The sequence below is a fragment of the Pseudomonas sp. WS 5410 genome, assembly GCF_012985645.1.
GTDB lineage: Bacteria > Pseudomonadota > Gammaproteobacteria > Pseudomonadales > Pseudomonadaceae > Aquipseudomonas > Aquipseudomonas shahriarae.
The window spans coordinates 164,860-188,575 of the sequence record NZ_JAAQWS010000011.1; the positions used below are offsets into that span (position 1 = coordinate 164,860).

24 protein-coding genes and 1 pseudogene are annotated in these 23,716 nt (G+C 62.3%); 11 read left to right on the forward strand and 14 right to left on the reverse strand.

The window, feature by feature from the left end; translation table 11 throughout:
- The first annotated feature begins 55 nt into the window (after positions 1-55).
- Together HBO24_RS17530 and HBO24_RS17535 are read left to right on the forward strand one after the other, a co-directional pair.
- Positions 56-391 carry a hypothetical protein gene (locus HBO24_RS17530; RefSeq protein ID WP_029298086.1) on the forward strand — a complete coding sequence of 112 codons (336 nt, stop codon included), beginning with the start codon at positions 56-58 and terminating at the stop codon, positions 389-391.
- Between the two features lie 51 nt (positions 392-442).
- On the forward strand, positions 443-1,333 hold the full coding sequence (locus HBO24_RS17535) for a pseudouridine synthase (RefSeq protein WP_128593378.1): 891 nt from the start codon (positions 443-445) through the stop codon (positions 1,331-1,333).
- Positions 1,334-1,401: 68 nt separating this feature from the next.
- On the opposite strand, the gene HBO24_RS17540 is transcribed toward HBO24_RS17535, so the two are convergent.
- Positions 1,402-1,623, reverse strand: a complete 222-nt coding sequence (locus HBO24_RS17540; RefSeq protein WP_029298091.1) for a YgdI/YgdR family lipoprotein — start codon at positions 1,621-1,623, stop codon at positions 1,402-1,404.
- Positions 1,624-1,703: 80 nt separating this feature from the next.
- Positions 1,704-2,306 carry a molybdenum cofactor guanylyltransferase MobA gene (gene mobA / locus HBO24_RS17545; protein WP_057439159.1) on the reverse strand — a complete coding sequence of 201 codons (603 nt, stop codon included), beginning with the start codon at positions 2,304-2,306 and terminating at the stop codon, positions 1,704-1,706.
- Positions 2,307-2,382: 76 nt separating this feature from the next.
- On the opposite strand from mobA, the gene moaB reads away from it, so the two are divergent.
- From moaB to yegS, 3 genes and pseudogenes are all read left to right on the forward strand, one after another.
- Positions 2,383-2,922, forward strand: coding sequence for a molybdenum cofactor biosynthesis protein B (gene moaB, locus HBO24_RS17550; RefSeq protein ID WP_029298095.1), 540 nt, complete (start codon positions 2,383-2,385; stop codon positions 2,920-2,922).
- Between the two features lie 22 nt (positions 2,923-2,944).
- A complete protein-coding gene (gene glp, locus HBO24_RS17555; RefSeq protein WP_170045413.1) occupies positions 2,945-4,132 on the forward strand; it encodes a gephyrin-like molybdotransferase Glp in 1,188 nt (395 codons plus the stop codon).
- 87 nt (positions 4,133-4,219) lie between these two features.
- Positions 4,220-5,144, forward strand: a pseudogene (gene yegS / locus HBO24_RS17560) (lipid kinase YegS); the annotation flags it as partial.
- Here the strand turns inward: yegS and HBO24_RS17565 are convergent.
- The 3 genes from HBO24_RS17565 to HBO24_RS17575 all read right to left on the reverse strand — a co-directional run bounded on the left by HBO24_RS17565 (position 5,106) and on the right by HBO24_RS17575 (position 7,438).
- Complete coding sequence (locus tag HBO24_RS17565) at positions 5,106-5,765, reverse strand: response regulator transcription factor (protein WP_170060039.1); 660 nt, start codon at positions 5,763-5,765, stop codon at positions 5,106-5,108. The pseudogene yegS and the gene HBO24_RS17565 overlap by 39 nt on opposite strands.
- Positions 5,762-6,655 (reverse strand): sensor histidine kinase, encoded by an 894-nt coding sequence (locus HBO24_RS17570; RefSeq protein ID WP_170060040.1) that lies wholly within the window; start codon positions 6,653-6,655, stop codon positions 5,762-5,764. Before HBO24_RS17570 ends, HBO24_RS17565 begins: the two co-directional genes overlap by 4 nt.
- 333 nt (positions 6,656-6,988) lie before the next feature.
- Positions 6,989-7,438 (reverse strand): hypothetical protein, encoded by a 450-nt coding sequence (locus tag HBO24_RS17575; RefSeq protein ID WP_057439155.1) that lies wholly within the window; start codon positions 7,436-7,438, stop codon positions 6,989-6,991.
- Between the two features lie 554 nt (positions 7,439-7,992).
- Here HBO24_RS17575 and HBO24_RS17580 point away from each other — a divergent pair.
- Positions 7,993-8,928 (forward strand): chemotaxis protein CheV, encoded by a 936-nt coding sequence (locus tag HBO24_RS17580; RefSeq protein WP_057960227.1) that lies wholly within the window; start codon positions 7,993-7,995, stop codon positions 8,926-8,928.
- A gap of 105 nt (positions 8,929-9,033) precedes the next feature.
- Positions 9,034-9,840, forward strand: coding sequence for an MOSC domain-containing protein (locus HBO24_RS17585; RefSeq protein ID WP_057439154.1), 807 nt, complete (start codon positions 9,034-9,036; stop codon positions 9,838-9,840).
- A 63-nt stretch (positions 9,841-9,903) separates the two neighbouring features.
- Here the strand turns inward: HBO24_RS17585 and HBO24_RS17590 are convergent, their stop codons facing one another.
- The 8 genes from HBO24_RS17590 to HBO24_RS17625 form a co-directional block, all read right to left on the reverse strand.
- The gene (locus tag HBO24_RS17590; RefSeq protein WP_032862771.1) at positions 9,904-10,188 is read right to left on the reverse strand and encodes a pyrimidine/purine nucleoside phosphorylase; all 285 of its coding nucleotides are present in this window, start codon (positions 10,186-10,188) and stop codon (positions 9,904-9,906) included.
- Between the two features lie 48 nt (positions 10,189-10,236).
- A complete protein-coding gene (locus HBO24_RS17595) occupies positions 10,237-10,779 on the reverse strand; it encodes an exonuclease domain-containing protein (RefSeq protein ID WP_057439153.1) in 543 nt (180 codons plus the stop codon).
- A 70-nt stretch (positions 10,780-10,849) separates the two neighbouring features.
- Positions 10,850-12,784: an acetyl/propionyl/methylcrotonyl-CoA carboxylase subunit alpha gene (locus tag HBO24_RS17600; protein WP_057439152.1), complete on the reverse strand. Its 1,935-nt coding sequence runs from the start codon at positions 12,782-12,784 to the stop codon at positions 10,850-10,852.
- Between the two features lie 132 nt (positions 12,785-12,916).
- Complete coding sequence (locus tag HBO24_RS17605; protein WP_170060041.1) at positions 12,917-13,699, reverse strand: enoyl-CoA hydratase-related protein; 783 nt, start codon at positions 13,697-13,699, stop codon at positions 12,917-12,919.
- Complete coding sequence (atuD, locus tag HBO24_RS17610; RefSeq protein ID WP_170060042.1) at positions 13,696-14,853, reverse strand: citronellyl-CoA dehydrogenase; 1,158 nt, start codon at positions 14,851-14,853, stop codon at positions 13,696-13,698. The genes HBO24_RS17605 and atuD overlap by 4 nt, the downstream gene beginning before the upstream one ends.
- A 20-nt stretch (positions 14,854-14,873) precedes the next feature.
- Complete coding sequence (gene atuC, locus HBO24_RS17615; protein WP_170060043.1) at positions 14,874-16,490, reverse strand: geranyl-CoA carboxylase subunit beta; 1,617 nt, start codon at positions 16,488-16,490, stop codon at positions 14,874-14,876.
- 3 nt (positions 16,491-16,493) lie between these two features.
- Positions 16,494-17,366, reverse strand: a complete 873-nt coding sequence (locus HBO24_RS17620; RefSeq protein WP_115127866.1) for an SDR family oxidoreductase — start codon at positions 17,364-17,366, stop codon at positions 16,494-16,496.
- 12 nt (positions 17,367-17,378) lie between these two features.
- On the reverse strand, positions 17,379-19,157 hold the full coding sequence (locus tag HBO24_RS17625) for an acyclic terpene utilization AtuA family protein (protein ID WP_170060044.1): 1,779 nt from the start codon (positions 19,155-19,157) through the stop codon (positions 17,379-17,381).
- Between the two features lie 157 nt (positions 19,158-19,314).
- On the opposite strand from HBO24_RS17625, the gene HBO24_RS17630 reads away from it, so the two are divergent.
- The 3 genes from HBO24_RS17630 (at position 19,315) to HBO24_RS17640 (ending at position 21,930) form a co-directional block, all read left to right on the forward strand.
- Positions 19,315-19,938 carry a TetR/AcrR family transcriptional regulator gene (locus tag HBO24_RS17630; RefSeq protein ID WP_057960220.1) on the forward strand — a complete coding sequence of 208 codons (624 nt, stop codon included), beginning with the start codon at positions 19,315-19,317 and terminating at the stop codon, positions 19,936-19,938.
- A 99-nt stretch (positions 19,939-20,037) separates the two neighbouring features.
- Complete coding sequence (locus HBO24_RS17635; protein ID WP_115127868.1) at positions 20,038-20,835, forward strand: transporter substrate-binding domain-containing protein; 798 nt, start codon at positions 20,038-20,040, stop codon at positions 20,833-20,835.
- An 81-nt stretch (positions 20,836-20,916) separates the two neighbouring features.
- The gene (locus HBO24_RS17640) at positions 20,917-21,930 is read left to right on the forward strand and encodes a GNAT family N-acetyltransferase (protein WP_115127869.1); all 1,014 of its coding nucleotides are present in this window, start codon (positions 20,917-20,919) and stop codon (positions 21,928-21,930) included.
- Between the two features lie 159 nt (positions 21,931-22,089).
- Here HBO24_RS17640 and HBO24_RS17645 read toward each other — a convergent pair whose 3' ends face one another.
- Positions 22,090-22,641, reverse strand: a complete 552-nt coding sequence (locus HBO24_RS17645; protein ID WP_029298131.1) for an RNA polymerase factor sigma-70 — start codon at positions 22,639-22,641, stop codon at positions 22,090-22,092.
- Between the two features lie 312 nt (positions 22,642-22,953).
- Between HBO24_RS17645 and HBO24_RS17650 the strand changes: the two genes are divergently transcribed.
- A complete protein-coding gene (locus HBO24_RS17650; RefSeq protein ID WP_170060045.1) occupies positions 22,954-23,712 on the forward strand; it encodes an alpha/beta fold hydrolase in 759 nt (252 codons plus the stop codon).
- Positions 23,713-23,716 lie beyond the last annotated feature (4 nt).

Sequence of the window (23,716 nt, forward strand, 5' to 3'; positions counted from 1 at the left end):
CTGATTATTCGGTTACTGTATGTTTGTACAGCGATTTGAGTGAGAGGGAACGCCCGTGGTGAATGTCGAACAACTGAAAAGCAGCGTCAACCGCATGTCCGTCGATATCGTACGCGATGCGGTGAATGAGCTGCGGCTCGATGGCCTGGTCACGGAAGGCAAGACGCCGTTCAACAAAGTGCATTTCAATACCTGCTTTGCCGAAATCGAAGCCTTGTTCCAGCGCGCCGGTTATCACAAGCAGTTGGATGTGGTCGGGTATCAGGGCTTGCTGTATGCGCTGTACGATCCCGGCCGCTGGGAGGCGGTGGACGTCCTGCGGTGGCTCAAGGAGTTTACCGAGGCTGCCAGCGCCTCGCCGGTGCTGCGGGCCGAATTGGTCAGGGCTTGAGATTCTGGGGGATAATGCCCCCTTAGTATTTCCAGGCCCTTGAGTGTACGCATGTCCGATACCGGTTTTTCCGCTGCCCAGAACCAAGCCAGTACGCTGTACCTGCCGCCTGGGCCCTGGGCGACGGTGCTCGACTGCCTGTGCGAGCACTTTCGCGCCATCGGCCGCGAGCAGTGGCTGGACCGCATCGCCCGTGGCCGGGTGCTGGATGGCAATGGCCAGCCCATCGCCGTGGATCTGGCCTACAAGGAAGGTTTGCGCATCCACTACTTTCGCGAAGTGCCGGATGAGAAGCCGATCCCGGTGCAGGAGACCATCCTGTATGCCGATGAGCATCTGGTGGTGGCCGACAAACCACACTTCCTGCCAGTGACGCCCGCCGGCGAATATGTCGAGCAGACTTTACTGCGCCGCCTGATCCGCCGCCTGGATAACCCGTCGCTGGTGCCGCTGCATCGCATTGATCGCCATACTGCCGGGCTGGTGCTGTTCTCTGCCAACCCGCAGAGCCGCTCGGCGTATCAACAACTGTTCCCCACCCGCCAGATTGATAAGTTCTACGAAGCCATTGCCCCGGCCTTGCCCGCGCTGACATTCCCGCTGGTGCACAAGAGTCGCCTGGTGGAGGGCGAACCGTTCTTCCGCATGCAGGAAGGGCCTGGTGCAAGCAACACGGAAACGGCGGTGCAGGTGCGCGAGAAGAATGGCGACCTGTGGCGCTATGGTCTGTTTCCGGTGACGGGCAAGAAGCATCAACTGCGCGTGCATATGACGGCACTGGGGGCGAGCATCTGCAATGACCCGTTTTATCCCGAGGTCATCAAGGATGCCGTGGATGACTACGCCAACCCGCTCAAGTTGCTGGCCCAGGGCGTACGGTTTATCGACCCGGTGACCGGCGAGCAGCGCGACTTCAGCAGCCGGATCGTGCTTGAGTGGTGATGTTTCCCATGCGCCAGATACAACAAAGCCCGCTTAAGAGCGGGCTTTGTTGTATCTGGCGTTAAGACTTACAGGTCTTTAACGGTGCGAACCTGATCCTTGTTGATGCGGGTACGCTTGCCATCCAGTTGTTCGAATTCGTAGAAGCCCGAATCCTGATCGAATTTAGGGGTATCGACAGCCTGGATTTCGCGACCGTCATTCAGGGTGATCACTGTAGGCGAGGCGCAACCGGCGAGGGTAGCAAGGCCCAGTGCAAGCATGAGAGCGGCGATGGTCCGTTGGGTCATGAGTCTTCTCCGAGAGTAATACTGTGTTGAGTTCTGACCTTGTGACGTATGCAACGTCGGCAAAGTTCCTTGTCTAGCGCTCATTCTGACACGCCGGGGCGTGGGTGCAACAACTCTGGTGTATTGAGGTTGGCCAGGCGCGGGTCGTTCTCGGCGCAATCGAGCGCCTGGGCCCCCAGTTTCAGCAGGATCTGGCGCGGGCTGCGCTCTGCAGCCAGCCAGGCGTCCTCCACCGCGTCGCGCAGGCGCGTCGGTATGACGCAGAGCAAAGGCTCCCAGAACGCCCCGTGGCGGATCATCACCGGCACCTGGGGGTGCTGCCGCGCGGTTTCGAGCAGGTCTGCCAGCAGTTGCCCGTCGATATGCGGCACATCGCAGGGCAAGATCAATAGATGTTCATGGCGCGCCGCAGCCAGGCCGGCGCGGATACCGGCCAAGGGGCCCGGGAAGTCCGGACTGTCGTCGCTCACCAACTGGTCGCCGTACGGGGCGTACTGCGCCTGGTTGCGGTTGCAGGAGATGATCAGATCGTCGGTCAACGGCCGCACCAGTTGGTGTAGGTGAGCAATCAGCGGCTGCCCGTGCCAGTCGAGCAGCCCCTTGTCCAGGCCGCCCATGCGCTGGCCGCGACCGCCGGCCAGCAACAGGATCGAGCAGGGCAGGGGCGAAGAATTGAGTGGCATGACGGCTCCGCAGCGGCAGTGAAATAGGGGGCTGTGATATAACATCGGGCTGTTCCTTCGACAACCGGACCGAGCCATGAAAGCCAAGGCTGATGCGCCTTTCGTACCTCTTAATATTGCTGTACTGACCGTCAGCGACACCCGCACCCTGGAAACCGACACCTCCGGGCAGGTCTTTGTTGACCGCCTGCTCGCTGCTGGGCATCGCCTGGCCGAACGGGTATTGCTCAAAGATGACCTCTACAAAATCCGTGCGCAAGTCGCCCACTGGATTGCCGAGGATGTGGTGCAAGTGGTGCTGATTACCGGTGGCACCGGCTTCACTGGCCGTGACAGCACCCCCGAAGCGGTCAGTTGCTTGCTGGACAAGCAAGTGGACGGCTTTGGCGAGCTGTTCCGGCAGATTTCGGTCGCCGATATCGGCACCTCTACCGTGCAGTCCCGTGCCCTGGCCGGCCTGGCCAATGGCACCCTGGTGTGCTGCCTGCCGGGTTCCACCAATGCGGTGCGTACCGGTTGGGACGGGATTCTCGCCGAACAGTTGGATGCCCGCCATCGCCCATGCAATTTTGTGCCGCACCTCAAGCTGGCCGAGCCGTGTGAATCCCGTGGATAAGCCGGGCAAGACCGGCGCCCTGATGCCGGTGGAAGAAGCCCTGGAACGGCTGCTGAACATGGCCGAGGCCGCGCCGATCCGTGAGCAGGAACACCTGCCATTGGCCGCGTGCGATGGGCGTGTATTGGCCGAGGCATTGGTTTCCACCCTCGACCTGCCGCCGTGGCCCAACAGCGCCATGGACGGCTACGCCCTGCGCACTGCCGATTGGACCGGCGAGCCGCTGCAGGTGAGCCAGCGTATTTTCGCCGGCCAGGCCCCTGAGCCCTTGGCGGCGGGTACCTGTGCGCGGATCTTCACCGGCGCTCCGGTACCCGACGGGGCCGACTGTGTGGAAATGCAGGAAAACGCCGAGCTGCAACCCGATCAGCGCGTGAGCTTTACCCAGGCGCTGCGCGTAGGGCAAAACATCCGACCCAAAGGGCAGGAGACTACAGTCGGTGAGGAAGTCCTGGCTGCCGGTACACGGCTCGGCCCGATTGAACTGGGCCTGGCGGCGTCCCTGGGGCGCGACCGGTTGGCGGTGGTGCGCCGCGTGCGTGTGGCGGTGCTGTCTACGGGCGACGAGTTGATCGAACCGGGCCTGCCACTGGGGCCGGGACAGATCTACAACAGCAACCGGCGGGTGTTGTGCAGTTGGTTGCAACGCCTGGGCTGCGAGGTGATCGACGCCGGTATCTTGCCCGATGACCTGGAGTTGACCCGCACCCGCCTGGGCGCACTGGGTTCGGTGGACTTGATCCTGTCCACCGGCGGAGTCTCGGTGGGGGAAGCAGACTTCCTCGGTATCGCATTGCGCGAGGAGGGCGAACTGGCCTTGTGGAAGCTGGCGATCAAGCCTGGCAAACCTTTGACATTCGGTCATTTCCGCGGCGTACCGGTGATCGGCCTGCCGGGGAATCCGGCGTCCACCCTGGTTACGTTCGCCTTGCTGGCGCGCCCGTATCTGTTGCGCCGTCAGGGTGTCGCGGTGGTGCAGCCGTTGCGTTTCGAGGTGCCGGCAGGGTTCGTGTGGGCCAAGCCGGGCAACCGTCGCGAATACCTGCGCGGGCGCCTGGAGCAGGGGCGGGCGGTGATCTACCCGAACCAGAGTTCCGGTGTATTGCGCAGTGCCGCCTGGGCCGAGGGTTTGGTGGAAGTCGTGGAGGGCAGCACCTTGGCCATCGGTGATCGGGTGAATTTCATTCCCCTGAGTGAAGTGTTGGGCTGAAGAATTTATTTACAGCCCAATGGCTTTTTTCTGACTGCCGAAGGTCAACATCCCTCAGGTCCCCTCCAACAATAGGAGCTTCACCCCATGAGTAAACCCAAGGCACTGTTGATTCTGCACGGCAAGCAAGCCCTCAACGAAGACGTGCGGGCGGCAGTGCAAGGCAAGCGCGAGCAGGGGTGGGAGCTGGCGGTGCGCGTCACCTGGGAGGGTGGCGATGCCCAACGCCTGGTGGGTGAAGCCCTGGATGCCGGCTACACACGCCTGATCGCGGGCGGCGGCGACGGCACGCTGCGTGATGTGGCCGAGGCCATGGCCCGCGCCAAGACCGACGCCAGCCTGGTGCTGATGCCCCTGGGCACTGCCAATGACTTCGCCCGTGCGGCCGGCGTGCCGTTGGAGCCGCGTGAGGCCCTGGCGCTGCTGGACGTTGCGCCGCGCGCTATCGACCTGGGGGAGGTTGGCGGGCAGGTGTTTCTCAATATGGCCACCGGCGGTTTTGGCAGCCAGGTTACGGCCAACACTTCCGAGGATCTGAAAAAGGTGCTGGGCGGTGCGGCCTATCTGTTTACCGGATTGTCGCGTTTCAGCGAGTTGCGGGCGGCTTATGGGGAGCTGGTGGGGCCGGACTTTCACTGGCGCGGCGAGTTACTGGCCCTGGGCATCGGCAACGGTCGCCAGGCCGGTGGCGGGCACGAGCTGTGCCCGGGGGCAATGGCCGATGATGGCTTGCTGGATATCAGCATCCTGCCGGCGCCTCAGGAAGTGGTCGGCACCTTGCGCAGCCTGATGACCGACGGCTGGGGCCTGGACAACCTGTTTGTGCGGGCACGCCTGCCGTGGGTGGAAATCAAGGTGGCCGAAGGACTGGATATCAACCTGGATGGCGAACCGCTCAAGGGCAGTGACCTACGCTTCAGCGCCTTGCCCAAGGCCTTGCAGGTGCACTTGCCGGTGGATTCACCGTTGCTGGCTAATCGTCCAGGCTGATGATCTGTTCGCGCACGGCGAACAGGACCAGGCCGGCCACATCAAAAATCTGCAGGCGCTTCTTGATCTGCGAGCGGTGAGCTTCCACAGTCTTGATGCTCAGGCCCAGGCCGTGGGCGATTTCCCGGGTGGATTTGCCGCGTACGATCAGGCGCAGGATTTCCAGCTGGCGCGCCGTCAGGTTGTGGCGCTGCACGGGCGCCTCCGGGTGGGACTGGCTGTGGATCAAGGCCTGGTTGATCACGGTGTGGGCGATGGCCGGGCTCAGGTAGCGCTCGTTGTTGCGCAGTGCCAGCAGCGCATGTTCCAGCTCGTTGGCGGTGGTGTCCTTGAGCAGGTAGCCGTGGGCGCCTGCCTCCAGGGCACGCATGATCAATTGCGGGTCGGTGTGCATCGACAGGATCAGCACTTTGCTCTTGGGGTAGGCGTGCTTGAGTTGCTGCAACGCATCCAGGCCGCTGGTGTGCTTCATCGACAGGTCCAGCAGGACGATATCGGGCTGCAGGGCATTGAATTGTGCGAGTACCTGCGCGCCGTCGGTGGCCTCGCCAATCACCGCATAGCCGGGGATATCCAGGATCAGTGCGCGCACACCCGCGCGGATCAGGGCGTGGTCATCTACCAGCAGTAAATTGCAGGTCACTCTAGAACCTCAGGGGAATTGGCCCGTTCGAGGGTACGGGGCGCCCAGGGGAACAGCGCTTCGATTCGCGTGCCAAAGCCGGGTTGGCTATTGACCGTCAGCATGCCGCCCAGTTGATCAATGCGCTCGCACATGCCTGACATGCCCCGTTGCCCCGCAAGGGCCGGGTCGGTGGCGGGGGAGAACCCCCGGCCGTCATCGCTGATAAACAGCGACAACCCCTGTGGCAAACGTTGCAGGCGCACCAGCAGGTTGCGCGCCTGGGCATGGCGCAACATGTTCGTCACGGCTTCCTGGGTGATACGAAAGGCCGCCACCGCCATCTCTTCGGGAATCCCGGTCAGGCGTTGCTGGCATTCCAGGCTCCAATGCACCGGGGTGTTTGCCAGGGTCTTGAGCAGGTGCGCGCGCAGGCTCGCCTCCAGGCCCAGGCTGGTCAGTTGCCGGGGATTGAGAATGGCCGATACGTCCCGCACCTTGGCCAGGGTTTCGTTGAGGGTGTTGCACAGTACGCCGCACTGGTCCTGCAACTCTGCCGGCGAGCGGCGTTGCAGCCAGTCGCTTTGCAGTTTGGCAGCGGTCAGCAGTTGGCCGATATCGTCATGCAGCTCGCGGCTGAGACGATGGCGCTCGTTTTCCTGGACTTGCAGCAGGCGGTCGGCCAATTCCTGGGGCTGGAACTTGATCGACTTGCGCGAGCGCCAACGCTGCAGGCCGGCGGCGGTCAGGGCGGCGAGGTTGAGCAACAGCAAAAACAGCGGCAGCGGTGCTTTGTGGGCATAGACCCAGAGGCTGACCAGAGTCGCGCACAGGCAAAGACCCAGGGTGATCCAACGGGTATTGCCCGAGAGGACGAACCTGGCGATGAGTGACTTGGGGCTGGCGTACATAGCAGATGGAGCCGATGGGTGTTCGCTGCGGGTAGACCGGTCATGACCGCTGGCCGGGCTCTGTTTGGAAAGCGATTGGGTTTAGTGTTGGTTCGAGGCGCTTCTCAGATTTATTACGTCTTCACGGGCAGCCACTTCGAGCGCGCTAATAGTACCACCAACAATTACCGTTGGTCGCCTGCTACAGGGCTTAGTTCAGCGGTGTCTAGTTGTACTATTAATTTGGTTTTGTATCGCTATTACCCATATTGGGTTATTGATAGTTGGCTGGCTAAATATTTGACGGGTATTAGTTGGGCGCCCGCCGGCGGCCTGGTTAACCGCACGGCAGGTTCAGGAAGCGTAGGGCATGGAGTGGCGATGGTGAGCGCCAACATCCTTCTGGGGGATCTGCTGGACAACCGTTTCAATCAACGTGGTTTGCTCGGCGTCATCCAGGCTCAGTTTGCCGGTCTTGATGTCGATCAGTTCCAGTTGCCAGGCCAGCAGCGTCAGGCAGTCATGCAGGGCTGCAAGTGCCGCATCGTGAAGCTGCATCGGGCTTTGGGCGTTGCTGATCAGGTCCTGGATATGCCGGGAAAAGCTGCCAATGGCTTCCAGCGCCATGGCATCGGCCTTTTCCGCCAATTTGACCAGGCTGTTCTTCATGCAGTCGATGGCATCGTTATCGTTGCGGATCAAATGCAGATGGCTCAGGCATTCCTCAGACTTGGCCAGCAGCATTTCTGCCTCCAGGAGGAACTCGGGAAGTGCGTCTTGCCACTCTTTACCGTCGTTCATCATGAAAGTCTCCACAACGTACGGTCAGACAATGAGATGTAATACCGGAGCAACGGCTTAAAACTAGCGCCGAAATATGACCGAGATCTGTAGTTCATTTCTGAATTTTGAGTAGTACTTTTATTTGAATGACCAGCGTCGCGACTGCTGGCGCTGCTTGCAGTGGAAACAACCAGAGGCATTCGCATTACTTCGATTGCCCAGGCGTTAATGCCTGGAAGGCCCTTGGGCCGTGGGCTTGCGATAGCAAACAAAAGCCTGACTCCGTTCATGCAATGAGAATGGCGTCACATTAATGGCTATTGGATATCGGGAATATCAGGTTGGACCTGATTGCGACTAGGGGAATCCCTTACGCGGTGGAACCTTATGCCCGTTTGAGGGTCCTGCGGCGTGGCTTGACGACCGGACGGTAAGGTGAGGCCAGTAAAGCATGATGTCAGTGTGACATCAATGCATTTACGTGGCATTTTACCGGGGGGTCAAGGTTTGGCACTGTCTGCCGATATCTTTCTCCAGTAAGCAGCAAATCTTTCAGCACACCCCAGGAGTCTTCAATGGCTGGCATTCTCGACACGGTAGATCAACGCACGCAATTGGTGGGTGAGAATCGCCTGGAGATCCTTATGTTTCGCCTGGCAGGGCGCCAGTTGTTCGCAATCAACGTGTTCAAGGTGCAGGAAGTCCTGCAGTTGCCCAAGCTGACCCTGATGCCCCAGCGTCACCCGTTTGTCTGCGGCGTGGTCAACCTGCGCGGCCAGACCCTGCCGGTGATCGACCTGTCCCAGGCCATTGGCATGCGTCCGCTGGTACCGGGGCCCAACAGCACCATTATCGTTACCGAGTACAACCGCTCGGTACAGGCGTTCCTGGTGGGCGGCGTCGACCGCATCGTCAACATGACCTGGGAGTCGATCCTGCCACCGCCGGCGAGCGCCGGCCGCCAGCACTACCTCACGGCCATCAGCAAGGTGGATGAGCAGTTGGTGGAAATCATCGACGTGGAAAAAGTCCTCGCCGAGATCGTGCCCTACAACGCCAAGGTCTCCCGGGAAAAACTCGAGGATCCGGTGCTCGAACGTGCCCGTGGTCGCGAAGTGCTGTTGGTGGATGACTCCAACGTGGCCTTGTCGCAACTGCGCGACACCCTGGGGCAACTGGGGGTGAAGATGCATATCGCCAGTGACGGTCTCAAGGCCTTGAACATGCTCAAGGCATGGGCGGACAGCGGCCAGGTGATGACCGACAAACTGTTGATGATCTTCACCGACGCCGAAATGCCCGAGATGGACGGCTACCGCCTGACTACCGAGATCCGCAACGACCCGCGTCTGCGCGGCCTCTATGTGGTGCTGCACACATCCTTGTCGGGCAGCTTCAACGACTCGATGGTGAAGAAGGTCGGTTGCGACAACTTCCTCTCCAAATTCCAGCCCGACAAGTTGGTGGATGTGGTGCGCCAGCGCCTGATGCTGGACGAAGTGCCGGCCTGATTCCGGCCTGTGACGAGGGGGCCTCTAATTGCCGGCCTGGGGAAATTTTGATTCTGTCGGCGTGCTCGTATAGGGTGACGCTTTTGCTCACAGGAACCCACGCTCATGCTTCGTCTCAGCGCGTTGTATCGGTACCCCTTGAAGTCGGGCAAGGCAGAGACCTTGTCGCATATCGGCCTGGATAAACTCGGGCTGGACGGGGACCGACGCTGGATGCTGGTGGACGAGGCCAGCGGGCGATTCCTGACCCAGCGTGCCGTGGCGCAGATGAGCCAGCTGTCGGCGTTATGGAATGCCGCAGGTGGCCTGACCTTGAGCGCTGCTGGCCTGCCCACCCTGGATGTGGCGTTACCCGGCGCCGATGCCGAGCTGCGCGGTGTCACCATCTGGCGCGACACCCTGCGGGTCCCGGACGCCGGTGCTGAGGCCGCCGATTGGGTCAGCCAGTTCATCGGCAAACCGACACGCTTGGTGCAAGTCCCGCTGGAGCGCGCGCGCACCACGGCGGCCGGCTACGGCAAGGACGATGACCAGGTGGCGTTCGCCGACGGTTTCCCCTTGTTGCTGATAGGCCAGGCGTCTCTCGACGACTTGTCGCAACGCGTCGGCCGGCCCATGGAAATGCTGCGCTTTCGCCCCAACCTGGTGATCGAAGGCAGCGAGGCTTTTGCCGAGGATGGCTGGAAGCGCGTGCGCATTGGTGAGGTGGAGTTCCGGGTGGTCAAGTCCTGCTCGCGGTGCATCCTCACCACCATCGACCCGGCGACCGGGGAGCGCAGTGCCGATCGCCAGCCGCTGGCGACCCTGGAAACCTACCGCAAACAGCCCGATGGCGTGATGTTCGGCCAGAACCTGGTCAATGACGGCGCGGGCCGCCTGGAAGTTGGCATGCCGGTGACGATCCTCGAATAACCGTCGCCCATGAAAAATGCCCGCCTCTTGGGAGGCGGGCATTTTTTTGTGCGCGGGAAAAGCTTAGCCGCGGTATTCGCAGAGGTAGGCAGTGTCCACGGCCACCTTGAGCTGGAACTTGCTGTCGGCAGGCACATTGAACTGGCTGCCGGCGGCGAAGGTTTCCCACGCGTCGCTGCCTGGCAACTTGACGGTGAGCGCGCCCGAGACCACGTGCATGATTTCACGCTGGGCCGTGCCGAATTCGTATTCACCCGGAGCCATCACGCCGATGGTCGCCGGACCTTCAGGGGTGCCGAAGGCGATCGACTTGACGGTGCCGTCGAAGTACTCATTGACTTTGAACATGGGCGAATCCTCGAAAAAAGGGGCAAGAAAGGTCGGCCAGTATGCCTTCTACACGGGCAAAATCAACGGCAGCAAACGTGCGGTATTGCGCGCATCTTCCAGTGCCCGGTGTTGCTGGCCGTTGAACTGCATGCCCGCCAGTTGCAAGGCGCCATTGAGCCCCAACGGCTTGTCCAGGCGTCGGGCCTTGGCGAAGCGCTGCTTGAGGTTCACATGGGGTGTCTGGCTTAGCGCGCTGGCCAGGCCATGGCGCTGCCACTCCAACTCCAGTTGCTGGCGATCATAGTCGCCCCAGCTGGCCCAGCCTTCCAGGCGCGGATGATGCTGGCCCAGCCAGCGTTCGAACAGCGGCCAGACCTCGGTCAAGGGCGCTGCGCTGTCGATACTGGCCTGGCTGATGTGCGTCAGCTGGCGGCAGAACGGCGTCAACAACGGGCGGCGCAAGGGCCGCACGAAGCGCTGGAAATGGTCCAGCTCGCGGCCCTGGCGGTTGACCAGGCTCACGCCGATTTCGATGATTTCCATCTCCGACACGGGCCAGCCGCCGTCATCCGTTGTGGCTTCAAGATCAATAATCAGCCAATGAGGCATCGCAGGTTCCCGTACTCATCCCTTTCTGATGGGGATAGAGCGTAGCCAAGCCTGGTAGTTCCGCCCAGGGCTACTCGATCTGCAGCAATACCTGGCGATTGCGCACTTGATCACCGGCGCTGACGTGAATGGCCTTGACCACCCCGTCGATGCCTGCTTTGAGCGGATGCTCCATTTTCATCGCTTCGAGCACCAGCAGCAGTTGGCCCTTGCTCACCACATCCCCTTCGCGCACCTGCAGCAGGGTAATGGCACCGTCCATCGGCGCCTTGACCGTGCCGCTGCTGGCGGGCGCGTCACGACTGGCCACGGTTTGCGTCTGGTTGCTCACGCACAGGCTGGTGCCGGCATTCAACAGCCAGAGCTGGGAGCCTTGCAGGTGATAGGCAATCCGCCGCCGAATGCCGTTGATCACCAGGCTGGCCCAGCATCCGTCGCTGTCGAGGAGGTGGATGTCGATGTTGCCGACTTGCAGATGATCCTCCGCCAGTAAGCGGGCGCTGACCTCATGGCGGTGCTCATCGACGCCCAGGCGGTAGGTCCAGGGCACGCTGGCATTGTTGCGCCAGCCTGCCAGGGCCGGGCCATGTACTGCCGCGCTGTGCCGATAAAACAGGGCGGCGGCCAGAGCAAGGTCTTCTTCGCTGACGGCAGGGCGGGCAATGTCACTGAAGTGTTCGGCAATAAATCCGGTGCTGAAATCTGCCGCGACAAATTGCGCATGCCCCAGCAGGTCCACCAGTAACCGCTGATTGCTGGGGATCCCCAGGAGCACGCAGTCCTGCACCGCCCGCAGCAGCTTGCGCCGGGCCTCTTCGCGGGTAGCGCCATGGGCGATGATCTTGCCCAGCATCGGATCATAGAACGGGCTGATGCGCTGCGGGGCTTGCAATCCATGATCGACCCGCACCCCGGCTGCCGGCTCCCAGCGCAACACCTCGCCAGTTTGTGGCAAGAAACCCTGGGCCGGGTCTTCGGCGTACAGGCGCACTTCCATGGCATGCCCGCTCAGCGTCACCTGGTCCTGGCGCAAGGGCAGGGGCTGGCCGGCGGCGATTTGCAGTTGCCAGTCCACCAGGTCCAGGCCGGTGATCAGTTCGGTGACCGGGTGCTCCACCTGCAGGCGGGTGTTCATTTCCAGGAAATAGAACCGCCCGCTCCGGTCCAGCAGAAACTCCACAGTGCCCGCGCCGACATACGCCACTGCGCGTCCGGCCTTGAGCGCCGCTTCGCCCATGGCCTGGCGCAGTTCGGTAGTCATGACCGGGCAGGGTGCTTCTTCGATGACCTTCTGATGGCGGCGCTGGACCGAGCAATCACGTTCGCCCAGGTAGATCAGGTTGCCGTGGGCATCGCCGAACAGCTGGATTTCCACATGGCGCGGTTCGATCAGCGCCTGCTCCAGAATCAGTTCGTCGCTGCCAAAGGCATTCAGGGCCTCGGAGCGTGCGGTGTGCAGTTGTTCGAGCAACTGCGCCGGCGCGTGTACCAGGCGCATGCCGCGTCCGCCGCCGCCGGCACTGGCCTTGATCATCAGCGGGTAGCCGATGCGCTCGGCTTCGCTCTGCAGGGTGGCGTCGTCTTGCGCGCTGCCCTGGTAGCCGGCGATGCACGGCACCCCGGCGTCGAGCATGGCGATTTTTGACAGGCGCTTGCTGCCCATCAACTCGATGGCGTCGGCGCTGGGGCCGATAAATACCAGGCCGGCGGCAATGCAGGCCTTGGCGAACTCGGGGTTCTCCGAGAGAAAGCCGTAGCCGGGGTGGATCGCATCGGCGCCGGTCAGGCGTGCGGCATCGAGGATCGCCGGGATGTTCAGGTAGGACTGTTGCACCGGGGCGGGGCCGATGTTCACCGCTTCGTCGGCCATTTGTACGTGCAGGGCGTTGGCGTCGGCTGCGCTATAGACCGCCACGGTGCGGTAGCCCAGGGCTTGGGCGGTGCGCTGGATTCGGCAGGCGATTTCGCCGCGGTTGGCGATCAGTATTTTATTGAAACTGGGCATTTTGGGTCCCTGTTTGATTGGTTGCGCAGGCGCTGGCTTGCCTGCGATTGCATCACCTCGGTATCCCTGACAGACCCAGGTGCCCGCATCGCAGGCAAGCCAGCTCCTACAGGGGATGTGGCGTTTTCAAGATCAACTCACCCACCTGGCCTTGCGTTTCTCGATAAACGCCCGCGTCCCCTCAATGCCTTCTTCCCCGGTCACCGCCTCGGCAAACCAATCGGCAGCCTGATCCAGCAGCAGCTCCAACGGCTGATCCAGGCTCTGGAGCAACAACGCCTTGGTTCGCGCATTGGCACGCGGTGCACAGCGCAATACCTGCCCCAACACCTCATCCAGGCGCTGCGCCAATCCTTGGGGGTCATGCTCGACAAAATGCACCACCCCCAGGCGCTGCGCCTCGACCCCGTCAAACCGCGCCGCAGTCAGCGCCAGGCGCCGGGCCTGGGTCAGGCCGATGCGCCGCACCACAAACGGCGCGATCTGCGCCGGCAGCACGCCGAGGCTGGTTTCCGGCAAGCCGAACTGTGCCTGGTGGTCGGCAATGGCGATGTCGCTGACACACGCCAGGCCAAAACCGCCGCCCAGCACCGCGCCCTGCAACACCACAATCACCACCTGGGGCAGGGCTTCGACTTCTTGCAACAGCGCGCCAAACACCCGGTTCAAATCACGCAAGCCTTCGCGGCTGCCCGCGCGGCTCATGTCCTTAACATCGCCGCCCGCACAGAAGTGTCCGCCAGCGCCACTGATCACCAATGCCCGCACCTGCTCGTCACGGGCGACATCCGTCAGCACGGCGCGCAGTTCGCTGACCATCTGCACGCTCATGGCATTGCGGTTCTGCGGGCGGTTGAGGGTGATGTGCAACACGCCGTTGTGCGGCTCCAGCAGCAGGGTTTCACAGGCGTTCACGATTTTTTCCCCGGCAGCGTACCCATCAGTTTGCAGATGATCCCCAGCATGATCTCGTCGGCGCCGCCGCCAATCGACACCAGGCGCACATCACGATAGGCGCGGGCCACCGGGTTGTCCCACATAAAGCCCATGCCACCCCAGTACTGCAGGCAGCTGTCGCTGACTTCGCGGCCCAGGCGCCCGGCCTTGAGCTTGGCCATCGAGGCCAGCCGCGTCACGTCCTGGCCCTTGAGGTATTGCTCGGTGGCCTGGTAGACCAGGGCGCGTAGGCATTCGATCTCGGTGGACAGTTCGGCCAGGCGAAAGTGGATCACCTGGTTGTCGATCAGGGCCTTGCCGAAGGTCTGGCGCTCCTTGCAGTAGGCGATGGTGCTGTCGACGCAGGCCTCCAGGCCCTTGATCATATTGGCCGCGCCAAACAGCCGTTCTTCCTGGAACTGCAGCATCTGCATCATGAAGCCCGCGCCTTCGTGGCCGATGCGGTTGCGCTGGGGCACGCGCACATCATCGAAAAACACCTGGGCGGTTTCCGAGCTGTGCATGCCGAGCTTTTCCAGGGGCGGGCTGACGCTGATCCCAGGGGTGTTCATCGGCACCATGATCAGTGACTTGTTGATATGCGGCTTGCCGTCCGAAGTGTTGGCCAGCAGGCAGATAAAGTCGGCGCTGGGGGAGTTGGTGATCCACATCTTGCTGCCGTTGATCACGTAGTCGTCGCCGTCCTTGCGGGCGTGGGTTTTCAAGCCGGCCACGTCGGAGCCAGCGCCGGTTTCCGAGACGCCGATGCAACCCACCTGTTCGCCGCTGATGGCCGGGCGCAGGAATTCGTCGCGCAGTTCATCGGAGCCAAAACGTGCGAGGGCCGGGGTGCACATATCAGTCTGCACGCCGATGGACATCGGGATGCCGCCACAGCGGATGGTGCCGAACTCTTCGGCGGCGACAACCGAGTAGCTGTAGTCCAGGCCCATGCCGCCGAACTTTTCAGGCTTGGAAATGCCCAGCAGGCCGAGGTCGCCGGCCTTGCGGAAGATCTCGTGGATGGGAAAGCGCCCGGCTTTTTCCCATTCGTCGACGTGGGGGTTGATCTCGCGCTCGACAAAACCCCGTATGGTACGGCGCAGCTCTTCGTGTTCCTGGGTGAAGATCATTTTTATTGTTCTCCTGATCGTTAAAAGCGCGCGGCGCCAAAGCTGTTGGGTTGCAATTGGCGCACCTGGGCTTGCTGGCAGATATCCAGCAGGTAGCCCAGCAGCGTGCGGGTGTCCCGCGGGTCAATCAGCCCGTCGTCCCACAGGTTGGCACTGCCATACAGGGCCGTGGACTGGCTATCGAGTTTCTGCGCGGTGACGTGTTCGAGCATGTCGAGCACATTGGGGTCGGGCACCAGGCCGTCTTTCAACTGCTTGGCCTCGGTGACAATGCGCAGCACCTTGCCGGCCTGGGCGCAGCCCATCACGGCGGTGCGGCTGTTGGGCCAGGCGAAGATAAAGCGTGGGTCCAGGCCACGCCCGCACATCGCATAGTTGCCGGCGCCGTAGGAACCGCCGACCACTACCGTGAGCTTGGGCACACGGGCATTGGCCACCGCCTGGATCATCTTCGCGCCGTGCTTGATCACGCCTTGTTGCTCGGATTCGGTGCCCACCATAAAGCCGGTGGTGTTGTGGAAAAACAGCAGCGGCGTCTGGCTCTGGTCGCACAGCTGGATAAATTGCGCGGCCTTGCTCGCGCCCTTGGGCGTGATCGGGCCGTTGTTGCCGATAAACCCGCAGGCCCGGCCCTGGATGTGCAGGTGGCCGCAGACGGTGTGGGGATCGAACTCGCCCTTGAACTCCAGGAAGTTGGAGCCATCGGCGATACGCGCGATGATTTCCCGTACGTCATAGGGCTTTTTCGGGTCCGAAGGGATCAGGCCCAGCAGCTCTTCAATCGGATACAGCGGCTCTGTATAGGCCCGCGCCGGCTGGGGTGGCAGCCGGTCGTCCCAGGGCAGCAGGCTGACAATCTCGCGCACGATGCGCACGCCGTCGGCGTCATTTTCCGCCAGGTATTCGGCGGTGCCGGCGGTTTGCGCATGCATCTGGGCGCCGCCCAGTTCCTCGTCCGTCGCCACTTCGCCGGTGGCGGCCTTGAGCAGCGGCGGGCCGGCCAGGAACAGCTTGGCCTTGCCGCGCACCACCACCACGTAATCCGAAAGCCCCGGCTGATAGGCACCGCCGGCGGTGGCCGAGCCGTGCACCACGGTGATCTGCGGCAGGCCCATGGCTGACATCCGCGCCTGGTTGGCGAAGCTGCGCGCGCCTTCGACGAAAATCTCCGCCGCGTAATTAAGATTGGCGCCGCCGCTTTCGGCCAGGGTCACCACCGGCAGTTTGTTCTCCATGGCGATCTGTTGCAGGCGCAGGGATTTTTTCAAGCCGCTGGGGGAAATCGTCCCGCCCTTGATTGCGCTGTTGTTGGCCACCACCAGCAGGCGCACGCCGCTGACATAGCCGATACCGGCAATCAGCCCGCCGCCGGCCGCGCTGCCATCCTTGTCGTCGTGCAGCTTGTAACCGGCCAGGCTTGCCAGTTCGAGGAAGGGCGCACCGGGGTCGAGCAACAGGTTGAGGCGCTCACGGGGCAGCAGTTGGCCGCGTTTGTCGAACTTGCCCTTGGCCTCGGCGGCCTTGTCCAACAGGTTCTGTTCCAGTTGGCGCAGATGATGGATGGCGGTGAGCATGGCCTCGCGGTTCTGTGCGAACTGCGGGCTGTGGGTGTCGAGTAGGGAGTCGATGACCGGCATGGTTTATTGGCCCTCCTTGAGCACATCCGGCAGGTAGGCGCGGTGAAAACCATTGAACGACGGGCTCGGCTGCTGCGCCTTGTGCAGCGGCCAGGCGCGGCTGCCCAGGCTGGCGGCGCCGTCGATGCGCAAGGTGCTGCCGCTGACGAATGCGGCGGCGGGGCTGAGCAGGAACACAATCGCCGCACTGACTTCCGATTCGGTGCCAATGCGCTTGAGGGGCACATGCTCGCGCAAGGTCGGGATCACCGCCTTGAACGCGCCTTCGTAGGTGTCCATGCCACTGGAGGCGATCCAGCCCGGCGCCACTGCGTTGACCCGCACCCCGGCGTAACCCCATTCGAACGCGGCGGTCTTGGTGAAGTTGTCCATCCCCGCGCGCGCTGCGCCCGAGTGGCCCATGCCGGGCATGCCGCCCCACATGTCGGCCAGCATGTTGACGATGGCACCGCCGTGCTTGCTCATCGACTGATTGAACACTTCCCGCGCCATCAGGAAACCGCCCACCAGGTTGGTGCGCAGCACGGTTTCAAAGCCTTTTTGATTGATCGACGCCAGGGGCGAGGGGTATTGGCCGCCGGCATTGTTCACCAGACCCTGGATCGGCCCGTGTGCCTCGATGATCTGGCTGACCAGCGCCTTCACCGCTTCTTCATCGCGGATATCACAGGCGTGCCAGCTGGCGTGGCCGCCGTCTTCGGTAATTTCCTGGGTGACCCGTTGCAGCTTTTCCGGCTTGCGCCCCACCAGCACCACATGGGCGCCGAGTGCCGCCAGTTCATGGGCGGTGCAACGGCCAATGCCGCTGCCGCCACCGGTGACGATAAGGGTCTGCCCCTGGAACAGGTCGGCTTTGAAGATCGAGTCGAAGGCCACGGCGAGAGTCCCTTAGGTGAGTTGATCGGCGATGTGGCGGGGCACGGCAATCGGGATTTCCAGCAGTTGCTGGGCGAAAGCCTTGCCTTGTGGGTCGATGCGCAGGCTGGCGATACCGCCGCCGCCCAGGGCGTTTTCGAGGAGGAAGTTGAGGCTGTGGCTGCCCGGCAGGTACCAGCGCTCGACGCGCCCGTGCAGTGGGTCGAGTACATGGCTCATCCAGTCGACGATCACCTCTGGGGTCAGTGCTTCGGCAATCCATGGCAGGTATTCGGGCCGGCGCGCGATTACGCCAATATTGCTGTGATTACCCTTGTCCCCGGAGCGCGCCACGGCCAGCTTGACCAGGGGCACGCTGGCCTCGGCACGGCCTTCGGGTTTGGGCGGGTCGAGGGGCGCGTGGGGTGTGCTCAGGGTGGCCGTGGCAGGCAGTTCGCAAGGGTGGGATTGCCCCTGGAAGTCGACGCTCAGGCGGCACGCGCTTTTGTCGATCAGGAACGAAAACAGGCGGATCAGTGGATACACCGTGGGCCTGCCGCCGACAATGCCGGTCAGGCCCGGCGTCATGCCGGTGGCCGCCTGGGCGATTTCCCGGGCGAACAGCACCAGGGCCTGTTTGCTTGGGTGACGCACCGCCAGCTTGAGCACCACTTCGCGACAATCCTGGCGCCGGGCATGGGCGCCGTAGGTGGCCTCACTGCCGAGCAACTCGATGCTGACCTCGGTATAGGGTGCCCAGCCGCGCTGGCTGAACAACTGCGAGGTCTTGTTGATGATCGCCTGGCCGACCCGTTCGGCCTTGGCCACCGCGTCGATGCCGGCCAGCAGGCAACTGGCGGTACAGCGGAAACCGTCGGGGTAGGTGGCACTGACTTTGTACTGGTCGGTGGGTGCCAGCCCTTTGGCACCGCGCAGACGCACGCGGTTTTCGCCTTGTTGCTCCAGCGTGACCTGGCTGAAGTCGCAGATCACATCCGGCAGCAGGTAGGCGCGTGGGTCGCCGATCTCATACAGCAGTTGTTCGGCGACGCTCAGTTCGCTGATCAGGCCGCCTGTGCCCGGCACTTTGCTGACGGTGAACTGGCCGTCGGCACTGACCTCGACAATCGGGAAACCGATGTGCTCGTAGTCCGGCACCTCGCGCCAATCGGTGAAGTTGCCGCCAGTGCACTGCGCGCCACATTCGATGATATGCCCGGCCAGTGCGGCCTGGGCCAGGTGGTCGTAGTCCTGCCACCCCCAGTTGAATTCATGCACCAGGGCCGCGCTGACCACTGCGCTGTCCACCACGCGCCCGGTGATGACGATATCGGCGCCCAGTTGCAGGGCCTGGACGATGCCCGGCGCGCCGAGGTAGGCATTGGTCGACACGCACATCGCCGGCAAAGGCGCGCCGCTGAACATATCGCTGATGCCCTGCAGTTGCTTGAACTGCGGTTGCAGGTCATCGCCCAGCACTACGGCGATTTTCAGCGGCACCCCGGCCTGGTCGCAGGCGGCCTGCAAGGCGGCGGCGCAAGCCTGGGGGTGGATGCCGCCGGCGTTGCTGATCACCCGGATGCCCTGGCGCTGGATATCACCGAGCAACGGCGCCAGTACTTCGACGAAATCCAGGGCGTAGCCGGCCTGGGGATCTTTCATGCGCGCCCCGGCGAGGATCGACAGGGTGACTTCGGCCAGGTAGTCGAACACCAGGTAGTCCAGCGCGCCGCCTTGCACCAACTGCGCGGCGGCGGTGCAGGTGTCGCCCCAGAATGCACTGGCGCAGCCGATACGAACGGTCTTGTTCATGGGACGTCCTTCTCTGCAAAATCGCTGGGTCGAGACTACCAAGCAAGCGCTTGGTTTGTAAACTGTGTACACAACTTATGCCCAAGCGCTTGCTTGGGTGGCTGCCACGGCCTAAATTGCCGGCCATGACGCAATCAAAGTAGTTGAGGAGAGCAGCATGGATGAGCAAAAAGCCCTGGAGGTGATGCGCACCATGGTGGACGGCGGGCAACTGACCGACCCCGACAGCGCCCGGGGCAAGCTGCTGCAGACCGCGGCTCACCTGTTTCGCAACAAGGGCTATGAACGCACCACCGTGCGCGACCTGGCCAGTGCGGTGGGAATCCAGTCCGGCAGCATCTTCCACCACTTCAAGAGCAAGGACGAAATCCTGCGGGCGGTGATGGAGGAAACCATCCATTACAACACCGCGCTGATGCGCGCCTCCCTGGCCGAGGCGAGCAGCGTGCGCGAACGGGTCCTGGCGCTGATTCGCTGTGAGTTGCAGTCGATCATGGGCGGCAGCGGCGAGGCCATGGCGGTGCTGGTGTATGAATGGCGTTCGCTGTCGGCAGAAGGGCAGGCCCAGGTGCTGGCATTGCGCGATGTCTACGAAGAGATCTGGTTGCAGGTATTGGGGGAGGCCAAGCAGGCTGGGTATATCAAGGGTGATGTATTTATCACTCGGCGTTTCCTGACCGGGGCGCTGTCGTGGACCACGACCTGGTTCCGCGCCCAGGGCAGCATGACCCTCGAGCAATTGGCCGATGAAGCATTGCTACTGGTGCTGAAGGCGGATTAGGCGGGTAAAGCAAGCGATTTAATTGTCGGGCCGGAAGTTGTCTCCCCAGACAAAAACGCCTAGCTTAGCGAGATCCAGATTTTGAACGGTGCGTGCCTGATGTTTTCGCCATTGCGGCTGGCTGCAGGATTAACAGTATGGGCAATGGGCACCTTGTGGCAGGCGCAGGTTTCGGCGGCCCAATTGGTACGGGTCGGTGCTGCGCATTTTCCACCGTATACGGTGCGCCCGGAGCAGGGCGCCGACAGCGGGCTGCTCCCGCAATTGCTGGAGGCGCTGAACCGTGCGCAGCGCGAGTACCAGTTTGTGCTGGTACCCACCTCCATTCCCCGGCGTTTTCGTGATTTCCAGCAGGGCCGGGTCGATATGGCCATCTTCGAGAACCCGCAGTGGGGGTGGCAGGATATCCCCCATACCAGTGTCGACATGGGCCTGGAGGACGCCGAGATATTCGTCACCCAGCGCCAGACCGGCCGCGACCAGGGCTATTTCACCGATCTGGCGGGCAAGCGCCTCGCGGTGTTCAGCGGTTATCACTACGCCTTCGCCAACTTCAACCCCGACCCCAAGGCCATGGCCACGCAGTTCAACGCCACCTTGACCTATTCCCATGACAGCAACTTGCTGATGGTGACCCGTGGCCGCGCGGATATCGCCCTGGTCACGCGTTCCTACCTCAGTGACTTTATGGTGCGCAATCCCGACACCGCCGGGCAGTTCCTGGTGTCGGAGCGCATTGATCAGGTGTACCACCACTACGCCTTGCTGCGGCCCAAGGCGGCGATCAGCGGCCCGGCGTTTGCCGCATTGCTCAAGGATCTGCGCGACAGCGGCGAGCTGTTGAAGATCTTCGAACCGTACCGCATTGATGTGCTGCCGGTAGCTGACGCACCCTGATCCGGGTAACGCCCGCTTAAATTTTTGCTGCTGGTTCACGTCACTTCGTCTAACTGTCGACGATTATCGTGAGCCCCCTCCATGCCCAATTCCCAAGACTTGTCAGTCCTGCCACTCCCGGCAGGGCCTGCCCTTAACGCAGACGAAAGCGATGGCCGCCTGACCCTGACTCTCGCTGGCCAGCCGCTGGTGCGCCTGCGCCTGGCGCGCGGCGAAGAGCTGCACCTGCAGTTGCAAAGCCCCGGTGAGGTGCCGTCGGTGCAGGCCTTGTGGGCCGCCTGTTACTGGCTGTTTGCCCGTGAGCCTGAGCGCCAGCAACTGGTCTGGCACCTCGAACACGCCCCTGACGAGGCCCTGCGCAGCGGCCTGCTGCTGGCCACGGATGTGGCAGGGCAGTTCCGTTGCGAGCGCACTCTGTTCTGGCAATTGCCACAGCCGTGGTTGGGCCAGCCGGTGAGTGGCGCTTATCCGCAGCAAATGATCCTCAGCAATGGCAAGCGCCATCCGGTGCGTGCGCCCAAACCGTGCGGCGAAGTCTACCGACGTTTCGACGCGCGCCTGGGCGCGTGGATTTCACTGCGTACGCTGGAAATCGACGTGGACCTGGCCCGCTTCAATCGCTGGCAGAACAGCGCGCGGGTCGCCAGTTTCTGGCAGGAAAGCGGCAGCCTGGAGCAGCATCGGGACTATCTGGAGAAGCTTGCAGCTGACCCACATGCCTTGACGCTGATCGGTTGTTTCGACGATGAGCCGTTTGCCTATTTCGAGGCGTATTGGGCCAGGGAGGATCGCATTGCGCCGTTCTATGAGGTGGACGATTACGATCGGGGCATCCATATGCTGGTGGGGGAGGAGCACCACCGCGGGCCGCACAAGGTGGCCAGTTGGCTGGCGGCGTTGGTGCACTACCTGTTTCTCGACGACCCGCGCACCCAGCGGTTGGTGGCGGAGCCCAGGGCCGACAACGCGAAGATGATTGGGTATATGCAGAACCAGTGTTTCCACTGCGAGAAGGAGTTCGATTTCCCCCACAAGCGCGCGGCGCTGATGATGCTGGGGCGGGAGCGGTTTTTTGAGCGGTGTGGGTTGGCCTGAGACCTTGGGGGCAATGAAGATCAACTGTGGGGGCTTGTGTGGGAACGGGCTTGCCCGCGATAGCGGTGTGTCAGCCACTGGATTGACTGGCTGATCCAATGCCATTGCGGGCAAGCCCGCTGCCACACAAGCTCATGCCTCATTGCAATGGCGTGGTGCTCAGACCCGTCGGGCAAACGTATCGCTATGGGTCCCCGAAACCTTACGGCAGTGCACCAACGCATCACGGATCATAAAGTTGACCAGCGTTGGCGACACCCCCAGTTCCTTGGCGATGTCCTTTTGCGGCACGCCATGCAGACGGTACATCTCGAACGCGTAGCGCGTGCGCTGGGGCAGTTCGGTCAGGGCGTCGGCGATGTTTTCCAGGGTGGAAAAATTGATGTGCGAGGTTTCCGGTGAAGCACCATGAATAACCACATTCAAGCCTTCCTCTTCCGTCCCGGAGTACTTCAGTTCCAGGGCCTGTTTACGGTAGTGGTCGATAGCCAGGTTACGCACGATCTGGAACAGGTAGCTCAGTTGAGCCTTGAACGATGAGGTGATCTGCGGGGCCGATTGCAGTCTGAAGTAGGCGTCCTGCACCACGTCTTCGGCACGGGAACGGCAGCCGGTAATGCGCGCCGCGATCTTGACCAGGATCAGTCGATTATCGACAAACGCCTGGAGTAACGGTGAATCGCACCTGCTTGTGGATACTTGTTCCGTCATGGAAATCACCTTGCTGCAAATATGGTTAGTGGAGGGCATCCCTGCTGAGGCCTCCTACACATCGGGCAACAAATTATGCTTAATGATAATGATTGTCAAATGAGAAGTGGAACTAATCTTATACCGAAATACAAACTGTGAGGCGCTTCTCTTTGTGTGCCGGCCCTGGCAGGCAGACTAATTATTTTGCCGGGCCATCCGTTCTCATTGGTGACAGGCCAGCCAACACGCCGGCCATGGATTTGCACCCGGAGGAGGACGACATGCGTTTCTATCGCGAGAACCCAGCGATCCAGGCAGGGGTGGTCTGAGATGAGCACGTCGACCCGCTTGCGCCTGTTTTGCCTGCCCTATTCGGGCGCCAGCGCCATGTTCTACAGCCGCTGGCGTCGGGCACTGCCGGAGTGGTTGCAAGTGCGCCCGCTGGAGTTGCCGGGGCGTGGCATGCGCATGGACGAGCCCTTGCAGCGCGATATCAAGGTGCTTGCCGCGCAGTTGGCGGATGAGATCAGCGCCGAACTCGACGGCCCTTACGCCTTGTTTGGCCATAGCCTGGGCGGTTTGCTGGCTTTCGAGCTGGCCCATGCCCTGCGCGAACGCGGGCTGCCTGCACCCCTGGCGCTGTTTGCTTCGGCCACCGCCGGCCCGGCGCGACGGGATGTCAGCGAATACGCCATTGAAAAAGACGACACCCAACTGATCGAGCGCCTGCGCAAGCTCAAGGGCACGCCCGAAGACGCGTTGACCAACCACGAATTGATGCAATTGACGCTGCCGATCCTGCGCGCCGACTTCCTGTTGTGCGGCAGTTTCCAGTATGGCGAGCGCGAGCCGTTGTCGATGCCGATCCATGTGTTTGGCGGCAAGCAGGACGACGTGCGCGCCGACGAATTGCTCGACTGGCAGGAAGACACCGCCAGTGGTTTCTCCCTGGACATGTTCGAGGGGCACCATTTCTTTCTGGTGCAACAGGAAAGCTCACTGTTGCACTGCCTGCGCCGCTACGCCGACGAACACTTGACCCGTTGGCGCCATAGCGCTGCACGGCGGGCGGCCCTGGCGACCGGCTGAACAC

What these genes read in the sequence shown, in the direction of transcription:
- HBO24_RS17535 (WP_128593378.1), top strand. Translation starts at nt 443, where the DNA reads ATGTCCGATACCGGTTTTTCCGCTGCCCAGAACCAAGCCAGTACGCTG.
- HBO24_RS17540 (WP_029298091.1), bottom strand. Translation starts at nt 1,623, where the DNA reads ATGACCCAACGGACCATCGCCGCTCTCATGCTTGCACTGGGCCTTGCT.
- mobA (WP_057439159.1), bottom strand. Translation starts at nt 2,306, where the DNA reads ATGCCACTCAATTCTTCGCCCCTGCCCTGCTCGATCCTGTTGCTGGCC.
- moaB (WP_029298095.1), top strand. Translation starts at nt 2,383, where the DNA reads ATGAAAGCCAAGGCTGATGCGCCTTTCGTACCTCTTAATATTGCTGTA.
- glp (WP_170045413.1), top strand. Translation starts at nt 2,945, where the DNA reads ATGCCGGTGGAAGAAGCCCTGGAACGGCTGCTGAACATGGCCGAGGCC.
- HBO24_RS17570 (WP_170060040.1), bottom strand. Translation starts at nt 6,655, where the DNA reads ATGTACGCCAGCCCCAAGTCACTCATCGCCAGGTTCGTCCTCTCGGGC.
- HBO24_RS17575 (WP_057439155.1), bottom strand. Translation starts at nt 7,438, where the DNA reads ATGATGAACGACGGTAAAGAGTGGCAAGACGCACTTCCCGAGTTCCTC.
- HBO24_RS17580 (WP_057960227.1), top strand. Translation starts at nt 7,993, where the DNA reads ATGGCTGGCATTCTCGACACGGTAGATCAACGCACGCAATTGGTGGGT.
- HBO24_RS17585 (WP_057439154.1), top strand. Translation starts at nt 9,034, where the DNA reads ATGCTTCGTCTCAGCGCGTTGTATCGGTACCCCTTGAAGTCGGGCAAG.
- HBO24_RS17590 (WP_032862771.1), bottom strand. Translation starts at nt 10,188, where the DNA reads ATGTTCAAAGTCAATGAGTACTTCGACGGCACCGTCAAGTCGATCGCC.
- HBO24_RS17595 (WP_057439153.1), bottom strand. Translation starts at nt 10,779, where the DNA reads ATGCCTCATTGGCTGATTATTGATCTTGAAGCCACAACGGATGACGGC.
- HBO24_RS17600 (WP_057439152.1), bottom strand. Translation starts at nt 12,784, where the DNA reads ATGCCCAGTTTCAATAAAATACTGATCGCCAACCGCGGCGAAATCGCC.
- atuD (WP_170060042.1), bottom strand. Translation starts at nt 14,853, where the DNA reads ATGATCTTCACCCAGGAACACGAAGAGCTGCGCCGTACCATACGGGGT.
- atuC (WP_170060043.1), bottom strand. Translation starts at nt 16,490, where the DNA reads ATGCCGGTCATCGACTCCCTACTCGACACCCACAGCCCGCAGTTCGCA.
- HBO24_RS17625 (WP_170060044.1), bottom strand. Translation starts at nt 19,157, where the DNA reads ATGAACAAGACCGTTCGTATCGGCTGCGCCAGTGCATTCTGGGGCGAC.
- HBO24_RS17630 (WP_057960220.1), top strand. Translation starts at nt 19,315, where the DNA reads ATGGATGAGCAAAAAGCCCTGGAGGTGATGCGCACCATGGTGGACGGC.
- HBO24_RS17635 (WP_115127868.1), top strand. Translation starts at nt 20,038, where the DNA reads ATGTTTTCGCCATTGCGGCTGGCTGCAGGATTAACAGTATGGGCAATG.
- HBO24_RS17640 (WP_115127869.1), top strand. Translation starts at nt 20,917, where the DNA reads ATGCCCAATTCCCAAGACTTGTCAGTCCTGCCACTCCCGGCAGGGCCT.
- HBO24_RS17645 (WP_029298131.1), bottom strand. Translation starts at nt 22,641, where the DNA reads ATGACGGAACAAGTATCCACAAGCAGGTGCGATTCACCGTTACTCCAG.
- HBO24_RS17650 (WP_170060045.1), top strand. Translation starts at nt 22,954, where the DNA reads ATGAGCACGTCGACCCGCTTGCGCCTGTTTTGCCTGCCCTATTCGGGC.